19 protein-coding genes and 1 pseudogene are annotated in these 17,813 nt (G+C 63.8%); 10 read left to right on the forward strand and 10 right to left on the reverse strand.

Annotation, left to right across the window (positions count from 1 at the left end; genetic code table 11):
* Window positions 1-104 precede the first annotated feature (104 nt).
* The 8 genes and pseudogenes from SNOV_RS14165 (at window position 105) to SNOV_RS14195 (ending at window position 8,342) form a co-directional block, all read left to right on the forward strand.
* A complete protein-coding gene (locus SNOV_RS14165) occupies window positions 105-1,298 on the forward strand; it encodes a hypothetical protein (protein ID WP_013167639.1) in 1,194 nt (397 codons plus the stop codon).
* Window positions 1,299-1,473: 175 nt separating this feature from the next.
* Window positions 1,474-3,537: a ParB/RepB/Spo0J family partition protein gene (locus SNOV_RS14170; protein WP_013167640.1), complete on the forward strand. Its 2,064-nt coding sequence runs from the start codon at window positions 1,474-1,476 to the stop codon at window positions 3,535-3,537.
* A 69-nt stretch (window positions 3,538-3,606) separates the two neighbouring features.
* Window positions 3,607-4,641, forward strand: a complete 1,035-nt coding sequence (locus SNOV_RS14175) for a DUF7146 domain-containing protein (RefSeq protein ID WP_013167641.1) — start codon at window positions 3,607-3,609, stop codon at window positions 4,639-4,641.
* Window positions 4,642-4,955: 314 nt separating this feature from the next.
* Window positions 4,956-5,882, forward strand: a complete 927-nt coding sequence (locus SNOV_RS14180) for a DUF2493 domain-containing protein (protein WP_013167642.1) — start codon at window positions 4,956-4,958, stop codon at window positions 5,880-5,882.
* An 85-nt stretch (window positions 5,883-5,967) separates the two neighbouring features.
* Entirely contained in the window at window positions 5,968-6,219 is a 252-nt protein-coding gene (locus tag SNOV_RS14185; protein ID WP_013167643.1) for a FitA-like ribbon-helix-helix domain-containing protein, read from the forward strand.
* Window positions 6,216-6,631: pseudogene (locus tag SNOV_RS14190) on the forward strand (PIN domain-containing protein). Before SNOV_RS14185 ends, SNOV_RS14190 begins: the two are co-directional and overlap by 4 nt.
* A 254-nt stretch (window positions 6,632-6,885) precedes the next feature.
* Complete coding sequence (locus SNOV_RS23845) at window positions 6,886-7,053, forward strand: hypothetical protein (protein ID WP_013167644.1); 168 nt, start codon at window positions 6,886-6,888, stop codon at window positions 7,051-7,053.
* A gap of 962 nt (window positions 7,054-8,015) precedes the next feature.
* Complete coding sequence (locus SNOV_RS14195; RefSeq protein WP_013167645.1) at window positions 8,016-8,342, forward strand: DUF736 domain-containing protein; 327 nt, start codon at window positions 8,016-8,018, stop codon at window positions 8,340-8,342.
* Between the two features lie 55 nt (window positions 8,343-8,397).
* Here the strand turns inward: SNOV_RS14195 and SNOV_RS14200 are convergent, their stop codons facing one another.
* From SNOV_RS14200 to SNOV_RS14210, 3 genes are all read right to left on the reverse strand, one after another.
* Window positions 8,398-8,616, reverse strand: coding sequence for a helix-turn-helix domain-containing protein (locus SNOV_RS14200; RefSeq protein WP_013167646.1), 219 nt, complete (start codon window positions 8,614-8,616; stop codon window positions 8,398-8,400).
* Between the two features lie 101 nt (window positions 8,617-8,717).
* A complete protein-coding gene (locus tag SNOV_RS14205) occupies window positions 8,718-9,404 on the reverse strand; it encodes a GntR family transcriptional regulator (RefSeq protein WP_013167647.1) in 687 nt (228 codons plus the stop codon).
* On the reverse strand, window positions 9,405-10,142 hold the full coding sequence (locus SNOV_RS14210) for a maleate cis-trans isomerase family protein (protein WP_013167648.1): 738 nt from the start codon (window positions 10,140-10,142) through the stop codon (window positions 9,405-9,407).
* Between the two features lie 127 nt (window positions 10,143-10,269).
* Here SNOV_RS14210 and SNOV_RS14215 point away from each other — a divergent pair, with 127 nt between their 5' ends.
* Together SNOV_RS14215 and SNOV_RS23075 are read left to right on the forward strand one after the other, a co-directional pair.
* The gene (locus SNOV_RS14215; protein WP_013167649.1) at window positions 10,270-11,421 is read left to right on the forward strand and encodes a M24 family metallopeptidase; all 1,152 of its coding nucleotides are present in this window, start codon (window positions 10,270-10,272) and stop codon (window positions 11,419-11,421) included.
* 23 nt (window positions 11,422-11,444) lie between these two features.
* Entirely contained in the window at window positions 11,445-12,152 is a 708-nt protein-coding gene (locus SNOV_RS23075; protein WP_187291065.1) for a GntR family transcriptional regulator, read from the forward strand.
* A 155-nt stretch (window positions 12,153-12,307) separates the two neighbouring features.
* On the opposite strand, the gene SNOV_RS14230 is transcribed toward SNOV_RS23075, so the two are convergent.
* From SNOV_RS14230 to SNOV_RS14260, 7 genes are all read right to left on the reverse strand, one after another.
* Window positions 12,308-12,685, reverse strand: coding sequence for a helix-turn-helix domain-containing protein (locus tag SNOV_RS14230; RefSeq protein ID WP_210160635.1), 378 nt, complete (start codon window positions 12,683-12,685; stop codon window positions 12,308-12,310).
* Window positions 12,682-12,978, reverse strand: coding sequence for a type II toxin-antitoxin system HigB family toxin (locus SNOV_RS14235; RefSeq protein ID WP_013167652.1), 297 nt, complete (start codon window positions 12,976-12,978; stop codon window positions 12,682-12,684). Before SNOV_RS14235 ends, SNOV_RS14230 begins: the two co-directional genes overlap by 4 nt.
* A gap of 113 nt (window positions 12,979-13,091) precedes the next feature.
* A complete protein-coding gene (locus tag SNOV_RS14240) occupies window positions 13,092-14,534 on the reverse strand; it encodes an amidase (RefSeq protein ID WP_013167653.1) in 1,443 nt (480 codons plus the stop codon).
* The gene (locus SNOV_RS14245) at window positions 14,531-14,755 is read right to left on the reverse strand and encodes a hypothetical protein (protein ID WP_013167654.1); all 225 of its coding nucleotides are present in this window, start codon (window positions 14,753-14,755) and stop codon (window positions 14,531-14,533) included. The genes SNOV_RS14240 and SNOV_RS14245 overlap by 4 nt, the downstream gene beginning before the upstream one ends.
* On the reverse strand, window positions 14,752-15,570 hold the full coding sequence (locus tag SNOV_RS14250) for an ABC transporter permease (RefSeq protein ID WP_013167655.1): 819 nt from the start codon (window positions 15,568-15,570) through the stop codon (window positions 14,752-14,754). Before SNOV_RS14250 ends, SNOV_RS14245 begins: the two co-directional genes overlap by 4 nt.
* Window positions 15,567-16,739 carry an ABC transporter permease gene (locus SNOV_RS14255; RefSeq protein WP_013167656.1) on the reverse strand — a complete coding sequence of 391 codons (1,173 nt, stop codon included), beginning with the start codon at window positions 16,737-16,739 and terminating at the stop codon, window positions 15,567-15,569. The genes SNOV_RS14250 and SNOV_RS14255 overlap by 4 nt, the downstream gene beginning before the upstream one ends.
* Window positions 16,736-17,809: an ABC transporter substrate-binding protein gene (locus SNOV_RS14260; protein WP_013167657.1), complete on the reverse strand. Its 1,074-nt coding sequence runs from the start codon at window positions 17,807-17,809 to the stop codon at window positions 16,736-16,738. Before SNOV_RS14260 ends, SNOV_RS14255 begins: the two co-directional genes overlap by 4 nt.
* Window positions 17,810-17,813 lie beyond the last annotated feature (4 nt).

Below are 17,813 nucleotides of genomic sequence, written 5' to 3' on the forward strand. Positions count from 1 at the left end.
GGCTATGACCGTCATATCTGAGAGTTAGAGGCTGGCTGGCATTTCCGTGACGGGTTGAGGGCCGGGAGAGAGTCTTCCGGCGCCCGTCATGGAGTCTGATCCCCATGAACATGCATGTTCTGGATGCCGGCTGGGACGCCGGCGGCGGCTACAAGGTGGATGTCACGCGCGGCGAGCGGATCGGCCGGGTGTCATCGGAGTGGTTCTCCCGGCCGGATGACGAGCGGTTCCTGTCGCTCGGCGATCTGGCCGCGATGGTGCGGGGCCGGGCCGATCACAGCCGGTCGCGCCTGGTGGAGACGTCCCGCATCCATGTGGAGGCGAGCCGCTTCAATGCCGAACGGCTAGCCTTGGTCCTGCCAGGCGGGGACAAACCCGTTGAGCCCAACCATTGGTCCTTCGGCCAGCTCGCGGCGCAGATCGGCGCACCGGCCGCCTATCTGCGCCAGCTTCCCGCCGCGTTGGCCGGCATCAATCTGCAATATGGCCTGACTTCCCACCGCGCCGAGCAGATCAAGGCGTTCGAAACGGACAATGGTCGCGTCGAATTGCGCGCAGTCACCGGCCCGGACTATGGCCGCATCTATGATCACGAACTGGTCGAGGCGGTGCAACGCATCGCGGGCAACGGCACCGGCGACACACGCTGGAAGGTGCCGGGCGTGCTCGACTGGTCGACGGGCGTCTACAATCCGCGTGTCGACATCACCAAAGATACGACGACGCTCTACGCCTCCGACCGCGACGTCTTCCTGTTCCTCGTCGATGACCGGAACCCGATCGAGGCCGGGCGTTTGCCCGACGGCGCGCCGGATCTTTATTTTCGGGGCTTCTACTGCTGGAACTCGGAAGTGGGGGCCAAGACGCTCGGCATGGCGAGTTTCTATCTGCGTGCCGTGTGCCAGAACCGCAATCTCTGGGGCGTCGAGGATCTCCAGGAAATCACCATCCGCCACTCCAAATACGCTGCCTCGCGCTTTGCGCACGAGGCAGCCCCAGCCCTGACCCGTTTCGCCAATTCATCGCCCATGCCCTTCGTCAACGGCATCAAGGCGGCACGGGAGAAGATCGTCGCGCGTACCGACGAGGACCGCAGCGACTTCCTGCGCAACAGGGGCTTCTCCAGGGCCGAGACCGCCAAGATCGTCGATACGGTTCTTGCCGAGGAAGGGCGTAAGCCCGAGAGCATCTTCGACTTCGTGCAGGGCATCACCGCGGTCGCGCGCGACAAGCCGCACCAGGATGCGCGGCTCGACCTTGAGTGCCGGGCCAAGAAGCTGCTCGATCGGGCAGCCTGAATTCCGGAAGGCCGGAGATGCGGACATCCGTGTCTCCGGCGTTGTGGCTTTCCGCGTGTACAGATCTGCGGTTCTGCGGCGTCGCCCTTCCAGAGTGAGAGGGCGGCGCTGCACTTCGTGACGGGTTGGAGGCCGAGAGAGAGGCTCCCGGCTGCCCGTCGCGGAGGTGCCTTCCATGGCGACCAATGTTCAGAGGATCACGCTCTCGCCCTCGCGCGACATCCCCTTCAACAAGCTCCTGCTCAGCCAGTCGAACGTCCGGCGCATCAAGGCCGGGGTCTCGATTGAGGAACTGGCCGAGGACATCGCCCGCCGTGGCCTGCTGCAGGGCCTCAGCGTCCGGCCTGTCGTTGACGACACCGGCGTCGAGACCGGCATGTTCGAGATTCCGGCGGGCGGGCGGCGCTATCGGGCGCCGGAAGTGCTGGTTAAGCAGAAGCGGCTCGCCAAGACTGCGCCGGTCCCCTGCGTCGTCCGGGAGGGTGGCATCGCCGAGGAGGATTCGCTCGCCGAGAACGTCCAACGCGCGCCCTTGCACCCGCTCGACCAGTTCCGCGCCTTTCTGGCGCTGCGCGAGAAGGGCCAGTCCGAGGAGGAGATCGCCGCCGCCTTCTTCGTGTCCGTTGGCGTGGTCAAGCAGCGCCTCAAGCTCGCCTCGGTTTCGCCGGTGCTGCTGGAGGTCTATGCCGAGGATGGCATGACGCTCGACCAGCTCATGGCCTTCACCGTCTCTGGCGACCATGCGCGCCAGGAACAGGTCTTCGAGCGGCTGAAGACCTCCTATGACAAGCAGCCCTATGCCATCCGCCGCATGCTGACCGAAGGCTCGGTCCGCGCCTGCGACAAACGCGTCCAGTTCATAGGCCTCGAGGCCTTTGTCGAGGCCGGTGGCACCATCCTGCGCGACCTGTTTCAGGGCGATGATGGCGGCTGGCTGCAGGACGTCGCGCTCGTCGACCAGCTGGTGGCCGAGAAGCTCAAGGCCGAGGCCGACGCTGTTGCCGCCGAGGGCTGGAAGTGGGTCGAGATGGCCCCTGATTTCGCCTATGGCCACACCTACGGCCTGCGGCAGTTGCGCGGCGAGTCCGTTCCATTCACCGTCGAGGAGGAAGCCAGCCGCGACGCCCTGCAGGCGGAATATGATCGCCTGTCGGAGACCTATGCCGAGGCGGACGAATTGCCGGACGAGGTCGACGCGCGGCTCGGCGAGATCGAGACGGTGATCGAAGCCTTCGAGGCGCGTCCGATCACCTTCGATCCGCAGGAGGTGGCGCGCGCCGGCGCCTTCGTCAGCATCGCCCATGATGGTGCGGTTCGCATCGAACGTGGTTATGTCCGGCCCGAGGACGAACTGCCGGTGGAGCCTGAAGTCGCCGCGCAAGACGCCGGGCTGCACCTCGTCGCGGCTGCGGCTATGCGTACCGGCGAGGCCGTCATGGCAGACGCGCCGACGCCCGAGCCCGAGGAGGACGACGGGCTGTCCGCCATCTCAGAGCGACTGATGGCCGAGCTGACCTCGCATCGTACGCTCGGCCTTCGCCAGGCGTTGGGCGAGCGGCCCGATGTCGCCTTCCTGGCCGCCCTGCATGCCCTGACGTTGAAGAGCTTCTATCGCTATGGCTCGGATAGCTGCCTCGAACTCGACCTGAAGAGCGTGGCGTTCATCGCGCAAGCGCCGGGGCTGAACGACAGCGCCTCGGCAGCGGCGATCCACGCCCGGCATGAGGGCTGGGCCAAGGTTCTGCCGAAGGACTCGGCCGATCTCTGGGAGGCTCTGCAAGATTGGGACAGCGACACCCGCTCCGGCCTTTTCGCCCATGTCGTGAGCCTGTCAGTGAATGCTGTTCATGAGGCCTGGAACCGCCGCCCGCGCGCGCTGAGCCATGCCGATCAGCTGGCCCACGCCGTCGACCTCGACATGGCGGCCGCCGGGTGGAAGGCGACCGTGGACAATTTCCTCGGCCGGGTCACCAAGGCCCGCATTCTGCTGGCGGTGAGCGAGGCGAAGGGGCCGCGTGCAGCGGAACATATCGCGCATCTCAAGAAGGGCGACATGGCCCGCGAGGCCGAAGCGCTGCTGGCGGATACCGGCTGGCTGCCGGAACCGCTGCGCGGAGCCGAGCCAGCGGCGGGCGAAGAAACGGCGGCGCGAGACTGCACAACGGCCATGGGCGAAGACGAATGCCTTGAGGATACTGAGGGCACCACGGATATCCCCCCTGCCGTGGCGGCGGAATAACCCTCAACACGATCCTGAACCTCGGCCCGCCGGCTCTGTCGGCGGGCCTTTGTTTTTGAGAAGCTCGCCATGTCCGGGATTGCTCAAAATCTGTCGCGCCGGCTCGCCGATCGCGCAGAGGCGGTCTGCCGTCACTATCTCTCCAACGGACGCCGCGAGGGCCGCTACTGGCTCGTCGGCGATATCAGGAACACGCCGGGCCGCTCGCTCTTTGTCCGGCTGCAAGCATCCGCGAAGCGGCCGGCGGGCAAATGGACCGACGCCGCCACCGGCGAGCATGGCGATCTCCTCGACGTCATCCGCGGATCGCTGGGCCTCATCGACTTCGCTGACGTTGCCAACGAAGCGCGGACCTTTCTCAGCCTGCCGCATCCCGAACCGGAGCCTACAGCACCACCTCGCCGTGTCCTGCCGGCTCCATCAGGGTCGGTCGAAGCGGCACGCCGGCTATTCGCCATGTCGCGGCCCATCACCGGGACCATTGTAGAAACGTATTTGCGCCGACGCTGCATTACGTTTTTGCACGGAACCGGAAACCTGCGTTTTCATCCGCGCTGCTACTACAAGCGTGACGACGGCCCGACAAAGGAGTGGCCCGCGATGATCGCCGCCGTCACCGACCTCACCGGCAGGATCACCGGCGTACACCGCACCTGGCTCGCACTAGACGGCTCGGCCAAGGCTCCTGTCGACACGCCGCGCAAGGCGATGGGTGATCTGCTTGGGTCTGCCGTCCGCATCGGTGTGCCCGAGAACGTGATGGCGGCGGGCGAAGGTATCGAGACCATGCTGTCGCTCCGGCAGGTCCTACCTGACATGGCAATGACGCCGGCGCTCTCGGCAGCACATCTGGCCGCCATCCTGTTCCCGCCTGCCTTGAGGCGGCTCTATATCGTCCGCGACAACGATCCTGCCGGTGACGCCGCGCGGGACACGCTGATCGAACGGGCGAACGCCGAGGGGATCGAGGCTATTTGCCTGTCGCCAGCGCTCGGGGACTTCAACGAGGATCTCCAGCGGCTCGGTATGGATGTCCTCCGGACTGGTGTTCGGGTGCAACTCGCCCCGGAGGACGTGGCGCGCTTCCTGAGGCTGAACCCATAGCCGGAACGGGCTGAACCGCGAGACGTGGCCGCCATGCCCGCAAGGATGCGTCAGTCATCGCAAGAGGACCGCGCCTTGCGCCTTCGAGAGGGCGATCGGCCATCAGCCGGGCCGGATCGGCAATCGCTGCCGCCGACGATTTTCCGTTGCGGCCTTCGGGCCGCTTTCCATCGCGAAGCAAAATCGCCGGCTTGTCGCCATCCTCCGCTGCGCTTCGGCCCTCTCGCTTCGCTCCGGGTGCAGGTCCGTCCCGCCCGACGGCTTCGTCGCCATGAAGGCCGCGAAGGTCGCGGTCCAAACCGACGGAGCATCCCATGAGCGTGCATGACGACCACCAGCCGCACCATGTGTCATCCCCGACCGACCAACTGATCCAGGAATTGCATCTCCACGGTTACCGTCCTTCCGAGGACGAACGCGACCAGCGCCCGCCACCGGAGGACCGCCTCATCGAAGGCGCCATTGCCGACATCTTCGACGCCCTGGTCGCAACGATCACCGACACCAGCCTCGATGCTCAGCTTCCCGATCTCCTCTGGTCGACCGTCAACATGTTCCACCGCGCCGTGGACCGGATCGAACAGAAGCTTGACGATAATGAGCAGGCCCAGAAGCAGCTTCAGCGCGAACAGGACGGCTCGGAGGTGAAGTCACTCGAGCTCGAGCGCCTGATCGACATCGGCATGAACCTGATCGGCCGGCGCGACGGCATGGAAGCCTTCCGACAGGCCGCTGCCGACCGCTACCGCATCGCCACCGGCTCGCTATGGACGCCACGCGCCGGATCACGGGTCAACCATCGCAATCTCACCGCATCGCTGATCGATAGCCGGGATTTCCTCGCCGCAAGGCGGCGCGCGGATAGCGAGGTGCTCGTGCCCGCCGGGCCAAAGATCGCCTTCTCGGGTGGCGACACCGCCGATCACAGGCAGATCTGGGCCAAGCTCGATCAGATCCACGCCAAGCACCCGGACATGGTGCTGCTGCATGGCGGCTCGCCCAAAGGCGCCGAAAAGATCGCGTCCCTCTGGGCCGACAGCCGCAAGGTGCCGCAGGTGGCCTTCAAACCCGACTGGACTAAGCACGCCAAGGCTGCGCCCTTCAAGCGCAACGACCAGATGCTGAACATCGTGCCGATCGGGGTTGTTATCTTTCCCGGCACGGGCATTCAGGACAATCTAGCCGACAAGGCGCGCAAGATGGGCATTCCGGTCTATCGGTTCGGGTCTGGCGGCGCATAAGCGTCGCCAGACTCCACCATCTTGAACATGATAGCAAATTCGCCATTTTGCTATCAGCGCTATCAGACTTACTGGAGGCGCCATCATGCCCGCAGTGATCCGCAACCTCTCCGAGGCGACGCACCGCGCGCTCAAGGTGAGCGCGGCACAGCATGGTCGCAGTACCGAAGCCGAGATGCGCGACATTCTTGAGACCGCCCTTCGCCCTGACACGCGCCTGCGCCTCGGCACGGCGCTCGCGGAGCGCAACCGCCGCCTCGGCCTGACCAGTGAGGACATCAACGCCCTCAGTCCGGCGCGTGACAGGGCGCCTGCCGAGCCCATGAGCTTCGAATGATCCTTCTCGACACCAACGTCTTATCGGAAGCGATGAAGCCGTCGCCCGACGACTCACTCCAGGCGTGGCTCGATGAGCAGGTGGCCGATACTCTCTATCTCTTCAGCATCCCGATTGCCGAACTGTTGTACGGCATCGGTGCGGAGGCAAGCGCAAGGACAGGCTCACCGAGGCTCTGGATGGGGTGATGGAACTATCTGCCGATCGCATCCTGACGTTCGATGTTGCTGCCGCACGACACCATGCCGACCTCGCGGTCAAGGCACGCGCGGTTGGGAACGGCCTTCCGACGCCCAACGGCTACATCGCTGCGATTGCGGCCTCCCGCGGCTTCACTGTGGCCACGCGCGATATAAGCGCGTTCAACTCCGCCGATGTGGCGGTCATCAATCCGTGGAACGTGGACAGCTGACAAACTGCCACGAGCGACAGGTGTTGGACCTTGCAACGCGACATCGCGATCTCCTGGCCGGACGCCCCCCACATCACGACGCTGATCCTTGTGTCCAGCCGATGGCCTGACGCCATCAACCCATGAAGGGTCGGACTACGCTGCGCGTGCCGCCGCCCCCGGCTGCGCCTGCCGCGGTGATTGCGGCCAACGGCCGGCCTCTTCGGGCGCCTGTCAGCGGGGGATGGACCTCCGCTCGAGCAGGAGCCAGGTCGATGTCCGCCGAGATCGCTCATGCCTTTGCCTTCAGCCTCGCCGCCACCCTGATGGTCACTGTCGTGATCTTCCGCGCCGGCGACGGCACGCTCTCCGTCACACCAGCCGCCGATTATGACGGCGACGAAACTGCCATCGTCCGCGAGATCGACCCCTTCGCCCCCTAAGAGACGAACAGTCGGACATAAATGGTGGCCGTCGCCAAGTCTGCTCATCGACCGCGCGCTTCGTGATGGAGGCGAAGCATCCATCTGATGTTCCCGCGCCACCACCACGATCTTCATCGGGAGTCTCCTCAGCATCGCGGCCATCGAGACTTCTCGGCTGGCTGCTCTTCATGGCCGATATATTCGCATTGCCATTCTTTACGGCCATTGTTGCGCACACATAGCCTACGGCAATGGCGCCGGATGGGTCGTGCTGACTGACTTACGGCCTCAGCCGATTTCTGTTCTCAGTCTTCCGCTCGATCTGGGCGTGTCATAGCTCCTCCCTTCCCTGACACCGCAATATCGGTTCGTCGAACCCGACGGCGAATGGAAGCATCGTCCGTGTCATCTGGTGGGCCGGAAGCGGGCGGAGATCCGGAGCGTCGGCTTTGTGCTGTGGTATGGCCGTGCTGGCGCGCGAAGGACGGCGGCATGCGTCCCATGCGAAAGAACCCCGTGAGCCAAAGCGTTTCGTCGTCGTTGGCGGGCGGGAAGTACGCATTTCGGGCAAGCTCAAGGCATCATATGCCGGTGCGGGCCGTTCAGGTCTCCATGATCGGTGGGCGGCCACCACCTCTGCGTCATCTATCCACCCGTGCCCGCTCCAGACGGCCTCTTCGATGGACTGATCTGGGCGAAGGATGGCTGCGCCTCGAGCGCCTGTGCCACAACGGCTGATCCCGACTTTCTTCCCCTGCCGACGTCCAACCCGCGCGCTGCGCGGGGTCACGGATCGCCGTCATTCCTCGCACGGCAACAAAGTCGGACCTGCGCCGTCCTCCGCTGCGCTGCGGTCGCAAGCCTCACCCCATCGCGCGCGACGGGGACCCCGAGGCGATGTGTCGTCGCTCGCCTTCGGCCGGTCGATCGCCATCGAGGCCGCAATAGTGCGGGCTCAGAAGACAGGACGGAGACGGAACATGGCCAACATCGGCACCTTCAAGAAGACCGGCACCAACGAGTTCACCGGCGACATCGTCACCCTCGGCGTGCAGGCCCGGGGCGTGCGCATCATCCCCGAGACCCGCGCCACCGGCGACAACGCCCCCAGCCATCGGGTCCTGGTCGGCCGCGCCGAGATCGGGGCCGCCTGGTCCAAGCGCTCCACCGAGGGCCGCGACTATCTCGGCCTCAAGCTCGATGATCCGAGCTTCACCGCACCGATCTACGCCAACCTGTTCGACGACGAGGACAGCGATAGCTTCTCGCTGATCTGGTCGCGCCCCAACGGGCGCCGCAGTGACTAGTACCTCGCCCGGATCAGGACCCCGGCCTTACCGGCCGGGGTCACACGGGCGGTCGTTATTTCTCGTCAGGCGGCAGAACCAGTTCGACATGGCTCACATCCAGAGCACGTGCCAGCTCATAAAGCGTGATGATCGTCGGGTTGCGACGGCCCCGCTCGAGGCCGCTCAGATATTGCTGGCTCAGACCCGAGCGCTCGGCAACCTGTTCCTGCGTCAGGTCCTTTGCCTGACGCAGGCGGGCGAAATTTCGTCCGACCAGCTTGCGCATATCCATGCGCAGACCGATCGCAATTCCGCCGCCTCGAGTTTATCAACTATAATATGTGATGAAGAGGCGGACTCGCTTGCCGCTCTGAAGCTTCGCCAGATGATGGACTAATCGACGTTGTGGACGCTCGCGACGCGATGCAGCCCAAAGGCAATATGGTTGCGCTGGATATAGCCGACCGCCCTTATGTCGCCGGCCTGCAGTGCTCCCACTATTTCGTTGAGTTCACTGGCCAGATCAGCGAGCTGTTCCTCGAAGAATGCCTCAATTACACTGTACCAAATACGCGAGGCCTGGAAGTAATAGCGCTCGTGGGTCTCACGCAATGCGTGATTAGCGATGAGCCGGTTCGTGGCATGATGGAGCTCATGATTGAGCTGCCAGAACGCCTCCATGTCCCGCTGGCCTCTCAAAGACCCCAATCGGTCCTGAAGCAACAGGATGATTGAGAGGGCGCGCGGCGCCTCGTCTTCCGCGGGAAACTCGCCCATCATTTCGCTCAGGCGCAGCCGGAACGCATAAATATCGCGGAAGGCGTTCGGATCGACGCCCGTCACCATGGTTCCCACGCCATTGCGGGTCTCGGTGAGACCGTCATATTCCAGCCGCTGCAGCGCCTGACGCACCGGCGTGCGACTGACCGTGAACTCTTCAGCGAGTTCGTGCTCGCCGAGCAGCATCCCAGGTGGGTAGCGCAACAGACAGATCCGGTCGCGCAAGGTCCGGTAAATGTCCGTCACCTGGCCGCGCGGGGCTCGTGTCCTTGCGGCTTCGCTCGTCGCGCTCTCGTTCACTCAATGCTCCCGAAGCAGAATGCCATAATCATTCCGCTGGTCGGTGATCCCGGCAAGTCGCAGGCAGTCCCACATCATCGCTTGATTGCTGGTCACGACCGGCTTGCCGAGCCGGTGCTCGAGCTCCTCGATCACGTCGAGAGAGCGCAGGGCGCCACAGCTGATGAACAGCGCCTCGGCTTCGGGACGATCGACGCTGAGGGCAAAATCCAGAATGGCTTCCGGCGTGACCCTCACCATATCGGCGTCATTTTCGATGCCCAATCCCTGCATGTGAACGATCTCGAAGCCGTGCGCCGCCATATAACTGCGCTCGATGGCATCGACCTCAGCAAGATAGGGCGTGGCAATAGCAATGCGGCGAACCTTCAGCGCGTCCAGTGCCCGCATAACCGAGGTGATCAACGAAGTGGTCCGGGCGTTGGGCTTGCCCCGGTTCAGCTCGGCAAACACCCGATCCTCGCCGATGACGACGCTGCCCGAGGTGCAGGCATAACAGACGACATCGAGCGGCTCCTCCGGCAGGAGCAGGCTGGCGGCATCGCCAATGCCCGAGGCCATGGCCGCCAGCGTGTCGACGCTGATGTGGTTCGCCATGGGTGCGCGCGTGAAGTGAATACCCACGCCCTTTGGACGGAGCGTGAACATGTCGTCCTCGATGGTCTGTTCCATCGCCAACAGCACGAAGCCGATCTTTGCCCGGTTATGGCGACCAGCATCGCTCTTGATCTCACGCATGCCCCGTCTCCTTGATGTATGCAGCTTTGGAAAAGTTCCCTACCGATACAGCCATAGTTCTAATGTTGACAACACATTTCCAGCCTAACTATCGTGAGACACATTATAGCTGCATACAGGTTGGCAAATGACAAGCCCCTTTGAGATGCGCACGCATCTCCTCGCCCAGTCTCTCGAGAGCGCCGGCATCGGACTGGCCCTTCTCAGTGATCCTGATTCGATCGCCTATTACGGGGGCTATTGGAATTATCTAGGCATGGAGTTCGGGCGCCCGACGCTGATGATCGTGCGTCCTGGTCAACCGCCGGTGATCCTCACACCGCTGATGGAATCGGAAATGTGCGCCGCCATGAGCTGGATCGGGGATATCCGGCCCTGGACCGATGGCGGCTGGGAATGGCGGAACCTGCTGATCGGCCTGCTGGACAGCAACCCAGCGGGGACTTGCATCGGAATTGAACTGGCCCGGCTGCCGAATGTGATCGCCGCAGAGATCCAGGAGCGACTTCCCGATCACATGTTGGCTGACATTGCTCCACTGATCGCCGAGCAGCGCATGATCAAGTCCCCGGACGAGGTCGCCATTATGCGTCAGGCGGGCGAGGTTGCTATCGCCATGATGGATGCGGCTGCGAACGCAATCGGTCCCGGCGTGCCCGAATATGAGATCGCGCTCGCCGCCATGCAGGCCGGCACGCACCGGGCCGCCTCCCTGCTGCGCGATCCGCAGGACCGCTATGTCTCGCCGCTGATCCACAATCTGCAGATACTCCAGTCAGGCACGGACACCTGCATGGTCCATCGCCGTGCCGCCACGCGCCCGCTGGAACCCGGTGATCCGGTCTATCTGTGCTTCTGCGGCATGGTGAGCTTCCGCAACTACAAGCTCGGCTTCGACCGCCAGTTCTTTGTAGGGGCCGTGACTGACGAACAGGCGCGCCTCCAAGAGGCCGCCCTGGCCGCACAGCGCGCGGCACTCGCCACAATTCGTCCCGGCATACGCTGCGAGGCGGTCAACGCAGCGGCGGAAGAGGCCTATGCTGCGGCCGGCTTTTCGCCCGGCTACCGAACCGGCCGGTCGATCGGCATGTCGCTGCTGGAGGCGCCGGAACTCAAGCGCGGCGAAACACGGGAGCTGCGAGCCGGCATGACCTTTGCCGTCGACGGCGGCATCACCGTGTCGGGAAAGGGCGGTGGACGCATCGGCGACTCCATTGTCGTGACTGAGGACGGTTTCGACTATCTCACGCCCTACCCCCGCGACCTGAAGGCTCTTTGATGCAGGGAGCCGTGGACCCGAGGATGAAACGTGACGAGGACCGCTTTCACCCTGGATCGCGACCATCAGGATGTCTCGGCGGGGACCGGCGGCATCAGGTTTACCGTGCCTTGAAGACACGGGCGCTCCTCTACAGGTTCCGTCCTGGCCAGCATCTGGCCATCGTCGAACTGTCGGACCAGCTGAAGGTCAGTAACACGCCGGTGCGCGAGGCGCTCATCCGGCTGCATGCCGAAGGTCATATTGCCGCCGTTCCCGCGCGAGGTTTCTTCGCTCGCGAACTGCGTCTGCGCGACATGCAGGAAATCCACGACCTCCTGCAGATCCTCCTCCGGCACAGCCTCGACGTGGTCGTTCCTCCGGCATCATCTCGGCTCTTGCCCGACCTGGGAGCCCCGCCTTTGACCCCGTGCGACCCAAGGACGGCCATTGCGTTGGCCCGCCGAACGGAGGCCCTATTCATCCGCATGAGTCGATGGACGGGCAGTGATGTAATTGAGCGCAACGTGGCCGACCTGTGCGAGCGAACCCATCACGTCCGCCGCTGCTCCTATCGATCATCCGATCTGACGGGGCCGCTATATGCCTCCCTCGCGGCCCTGACCTGTGCACTCGCCGATGGAAAAATGGGGGCGGCGGCGCTAGCTCTGAATGATCATTTTCGGCTGCTTGAGGCGGCACTGCCGGATCTGGTGATGCGCGCGCTCGTCACGTCCATGATGCACGACTAACGGGCTGTGATCGGTAAACAAATCACCGCGATGGAGGTCCTGAAGGTCAGGCACTGTTGATCTCGCTGTCCCCATTCATCGGTCCGCCTTCGCAAATCGAGCTTGATCGTGCCAGCACCATTCCGCGGCGCGATGAAAGCTTTCTCGATGACGTCTTACGCCGCCAGCCTGTAAGGCCGCACCAGGACATCCGCCGGAATACCCCACTCCTTGCTCAACTTGCCGATCATATCGACGGTCAGGGCTCGCTTGCGGCGCAGAACTTCCGATGCGCGCGGTGCGGAGCCGAGCAACGCCGCAAGATCCTGCTGCGTTCGCCCGGTCGCTTCAAGGAAAGCGCGCAGTGCTTCGACAGGATCGGCATCTGGCAGCGGAAAGTGCCGCTCCTCATAGGCCGCGATGAGGTCCGAGAGCACGTCGAAGCGGTCCCCTTCCATTGAGCCCGGCTCAGGCTGTTGCTCGAAATAGCGTGTCACCTCGGCCAGCGCCCATTCATAGTCCGCGTCAGTCTTGATCGGTCGAATGTCCATCAAACGGTCTCCGGATCTATGGCGTCATATTCAGCGTGAGTGCCCACGAACTTGATCAACACCCGGTGGAATGGATAGGCGACGTGGACGATGAGGCGGAACTTGTTGCCACCGACATCGAAGATCAGACGGTTATCACCTATGAAATCCACGGTAGTCCCGAAGGTCGCCTTCACGTCCTGAGGGCCGGTCCACGTGGCCTTCGCCACGCGGGCATACCAAAGCACGAGTGGCGTCTCAGCTTGCGGATAGCGCTCCCAGAAGAGCTTGAGCGTCCGACGCGCGATGATCTGCATAGGAGCTTATAGCGAATTCCCAAACTGGGAACAAGATATTTTCCCAGATTGGGAAACGTCATCCTCACAGGAGGCGTCACTCGGAGTTGGACAGTTCCGTTGCGTCCGTAGCCCTAGTGCGCGTAGAGCTCTCGCCGTTCCGCCAGCGGAGGCGGCATGCCGGGGCTGTCGTCCATCTCATCGTTCGGCTCGATCCAGCCGGCCAGACCGACCCGTTCCAGCGCGGCGCCGATCGCCAGAAGCTTCATGTCCCGATAGTGCTTTCCAATCAGTTGCATCCCCATCGGCAAGCCGTCACCGTTCCGGCCGATGGGAACGGTGAGCGCCGGATGACCGGTCAGGTTGAACAGGCAGGTGAAGTGGGAGAGTGCATTGCCGATCGGGACCACAACGCCTGCAAGCGTGACCTGCTTCTGATCCAGAGGCGGCGCAACGACGGGAGTCGTCGGCGTCATGAGTACATCAACGTCTTTAAGCAACTCACTGACCTCTGCCTGTTTGACAGCGATGAGGCGGAGCGCCTGCACATAATGCTCGGCCAGGATAAACTGGCCCTGAAGCAGTCCTTCGCGCACATCCTCGCCATACAGATCGAACCGGCGCTGGAGATTTGTCCGGTGCCAGGCAAAGGCCTCGACGAGCTGGACGGCCAGCGATGCCGTGCGCACATGGGTGTCGTCCGGCATCACCACATCGACGATCTGGGCCCCGAGCCGGCGGCATTCCGCGATGAGGTGATGCACGCTCGCAGCAATGTCGGACGCCGCATTATCAAGATAGGCCCCTCTGGGTACGCCGATGCGTAGACCATGCAGCGAGTTGCCACGCTCGGAATGATCAGCGTTCGCTCCCGAGACAGCCTGCTGCGCCTCGCGAACGGCCAGGAACACGTCGGCTGCGTCCCCGCAGCTTCGCGTGAGAATCCCGGCGTGATCCAACGACCAGCAGAACGGCACCACGCCCTTTAGACTGATCTGCCCGCGCGTCGGCTTGAAGCCGACAAGGCCACAGAGGCTCGCAGGAACGCGCACTGAGCCACCGGTATCGGTGCCGAGGGCGAACATCGCCGTGCGGTTGGTGACCGCAACGGCGGAGCCGCTGGAGGACCCGCCCGCCAGGCGATGCCGGTCATGCGGGTTGGCCGGCGTGCCGAAGGTCGGATTGGCGCCGGTGATGCCGTAGCAGAACTCGTGCAGATTGTTCTTTCCCAGCAGTATGGCGCCAGAAACCCGGAGGCGCGCCAGGGCTTGCGCGTCCCGCGCGGGCCGATAGTCCTGCATGGCGCGCGAGCCGGCCGTGGTCGGCAGGGTCACCGTGTCGAACACGTCCTTGCAGGAGAAGGGAATGCCGGCGAGGCGCCCGGACGTGCCAGCCTGTTCCACCCGGCCAGCGCACGCCAGAGCCTCTTCCGCCCCGATTGAGATATAGCTGAGATCGCGACTATTGCGCGCTTCGGCCCGGACCAGAAACGCCGCGACCACGTCTTCCGGCCGGACCTCCCCGGAGATCATAAGCCGCCGGAGCGTGCGCAGGGACAGACGCGTGAGGTCGCTCATTGACCCATTTCCCGGAAAGGAGGGATTGCCGGTCCGAAGTCGGCAAGATCCTGATCGGCGAGCCTCTGCAAGCCGGCCAGCAAATCTCCCAGGCCACTGACGAGGCCATGCCCCGCCCCCTGTACCAGCGGCGCCAACGTCGCCGCGGGCCAGTCACGCCTGGCTAGCCGCGCAGCGACGTCGGCCAGGAATTCGACCTCGAACCGCTCCAGACTGCTCATCCGCGTGCTCCTGCCGATCGCGCCGAGCGAGCGATCAGCATCGCGATGAGCATGACGATGGTGACGAGAAGCACCATGACTGTCGCTGCGGCAAGCACGGCGGGACTCAACTGGTCCCGCACGCCCGACCACATCTGCAACGGAATGGTGCGCTGGTCATAGCCGGCCAGGAACAGTGCGATGACGGCCTCATCGAAGGATGTGACAAAGGCGAACAACGCACCTGAGGCGATGCCGGGCGCGATCAGCGGCAAGGTCACCTTGAAAAAGGCGGACAAGGGCGGCGAACCCAGGACGGACGCGGCGCGGAGCAGACGGTCGTCAAAGGTGGTGAGCGTGCTGGCCACCGTCACCACCACATAGGGCGCAGCCAATGCGGTATGGGCGAGAATGATCCCGGCGAAAGATTGGGTAAGCCCCAGTGGCGCCAGGAAGAAATAGATGCCGGTTGCGAACAGGATAACTGGCACCACCAGCGGCGACGCGATGATAACCGCAAGCATCTTGCGCGGCCGTGTCGGCAGCCGCCGCAATCCAAGCGCCGCCATCGTGCCTAGAAGGGCTGCTAGCGGCGTGACGACCGCCGCGATGCTCAGGCTGTTTCGAAGCGCCAGCCGCCACTGCGCGCTTTCCGCAATCTCGCGGTACCAGCGCAATGACCAGCCCGACGGGTCAAGCCGGAGCATGGCCGGCGTGAAGGAAAAATACGGCTCCGGATTAAAGGACAGCGGCACGATCACAAGGAGTGGCAGCACAAGGAAAGCCGCGATCAGACCGCATAGGAGATAGATCCCGACATGAGCGAACCGGTTCATGCGCGCAATCCTCCGCGTTCGGCGAGGCGCGGCAGCGTCAAAGCGAGGAGCAGGACCGCGAGCAGGAGCAACGTCCCAAGAGCGGCCGCCAAGCCCCAGTTAAGGCTCCGTTGCATGTGAAAAGCGATCTGATTGCTGATGAGCTGGCCGGTTCGTCCTCCCACCAAGGCCGGGGTGACGTAATAGCCAAGCGACAGGATGAAGACGAGCAGACCGCCAGCCGCGACGCCGGGATAGGTCAGCGGAAGATAAACACGCGCGAAGGTCCGCAGCGGATGCGCTCCGAGGCTTGCAGAGGCGCGCACATAGGACGTCGGTAGTCCCGCCATCACCGAATAGAGCGGAAGCACGAAGAAGGGCAGCAGCACGTGAACCATGACGATGATGGTGCCCGTCATGTTGTAGATCAGATCCAGACGGCCGGTCTCGCTGATGAGGCCCATCGCGAGCAGCCCTTCATTGATGACGCCGCGCCGTTGCAGCAGAACGATCCAGGCGGTGGCGCGCACCAGCAATGAGGTCCAGAACGGCAGCAGCACTAGGAAGAGCAGCAGCGCACGCAATAAGGGGCCGGCCGCTGCCATGGCATAGGCATAGGGATAGCCGAGCAGCGCACAGATGATGGTCACCAGCGCAGCGACCCAGGCAGTCCGCACGAAGAGATCGACATAAAGTCGCCGCGCCTCCTCCTGCCGGAGCATTGTTCCATCGGCCGTCACGCTCACATCCAGGGCGTTGAGTAGATATTGCCCCGTCCAAGGCGAGGTCACGCGCGCCAGAATCCGCCAGAGGTTGGGATCGCTCCAGCCTGCGTCGATCCGCGTAAGCTCCGTGTCAGGCGCCCGCTCCAGATGTCGAGCCGTGACGTCGATCAGCGCGCGAAGTCCATTTCGCTCGCGGTTGAGACGCTGCGCAAGCCGGCCGATCTCATTGGTCGCGTTCGCCTCCCGCAAATCCGCGGTGACCGCTTCAGCGGCCATTTGCGGAACGCCAGCCCCGTCCCATTGAGTGAGAGCCTGTCGCGTACGCGGCATGAGCTCGGCCATCTCCGGATCATAGACGGCGCGCAGCAGCATGGTCGCGATTGGCGCCAGGAAGGCGATGGCGATGAAAGCGACAAGGGGTAGCACGAGCGCCCAGCCGGCGCGGGAGGGCGAGGCCGCGTTCATTGCGCCAGCCATGCCGCATAGCGTTCATTGATCGCGTCGCCATGGGCCGTCCACCAGGCGGCGTCGAAGGCTAAGGCATTCTCGAAATTGGCCGGTGCCGTCGGAAGCGTGGCGGCGATCGCAGGCTCGATCAGCGCCTGGGAGGATCGGCGGACCGGACCATAAGCGATATATTTAGTCTGCTCGGCTAGTGGCACGGTGCCCGTGGCAAAACGCACGAAATCGAGCGCCCGGTCCTTGGCTCCGGTACCGGCGACAATGGCATAGTAATCCGCGTTCCAGATCTGCCGGTCCCAGACGATTTTGAGCGGCTTGGCGTCGTCCGAGATCGCCGATTGCACCCGTCCGTTATAGGCGGCGGACAGCACCACCTCGCCATCAGCGAGAAGCTGGATCATCTGCGCTCCGGTCTCCCAGAAGACGGCGTGATCCTTGACCGTGTCGAGCTTGGCAAAGGCACGGTCGAGACCTTCCGACATTGCCAGCACCCGATAGACCTCAGAGGGGGCTACGCCATCGGCCATCAACGCCCATTCAAGTATGGCGTGAGGACGCTTGGGCAGCCCACGGCGACCCGGAAACCTCTCCAGATCGAAGAAGTCCTCGATCCGGCTCGGCTTGGCACCCGGAAAGGCCGGATCGCTGAAGGCGAGCACGTTGGACCAGATGACGGTGCCGACACCGCACTCATGCAGCGACCCGGAAACGAAGTCCTGGATGGCCCGAACACCATCGGACCCTGCGGGCAGGCGCGCCGGATCGATCTTCTCGAACAGACCGTCGGCGCAGCCACGGTCCAGATCCTGCAACTCGACATCAATGACATCCCAACTCACCGTTCCCGAACGGACCTGGGCAGTCAGTTCGGCGAGTCCACCATTGTAATCGACCGACTTGATCGTTACGCCGGTGCTGGCGGTGAACGGGTCATACTGCGACTTGCTCTGGCTTGCCGTGTACTGTCCGCCGAAGGAGGCGATGGTCAGTGCGTCCGCCGCGCGCGCGTCACCAGAAGCGAACAGAAGGCAAAGAACAGCTGCGGACTGCACTTTCGGGCACGCGATAACCATGGTG

Origin of the sequence: Ancylobacter novellus DSM 506 (assembly GCF_000092925.1) — a bacterium.
Lineage (GTDB): Bacteria > Pseudomonadota > Alphaproteobacteria > Rhizobiales > Xanthobacteraceae > Ancylobacter > Ancylobacter novellus.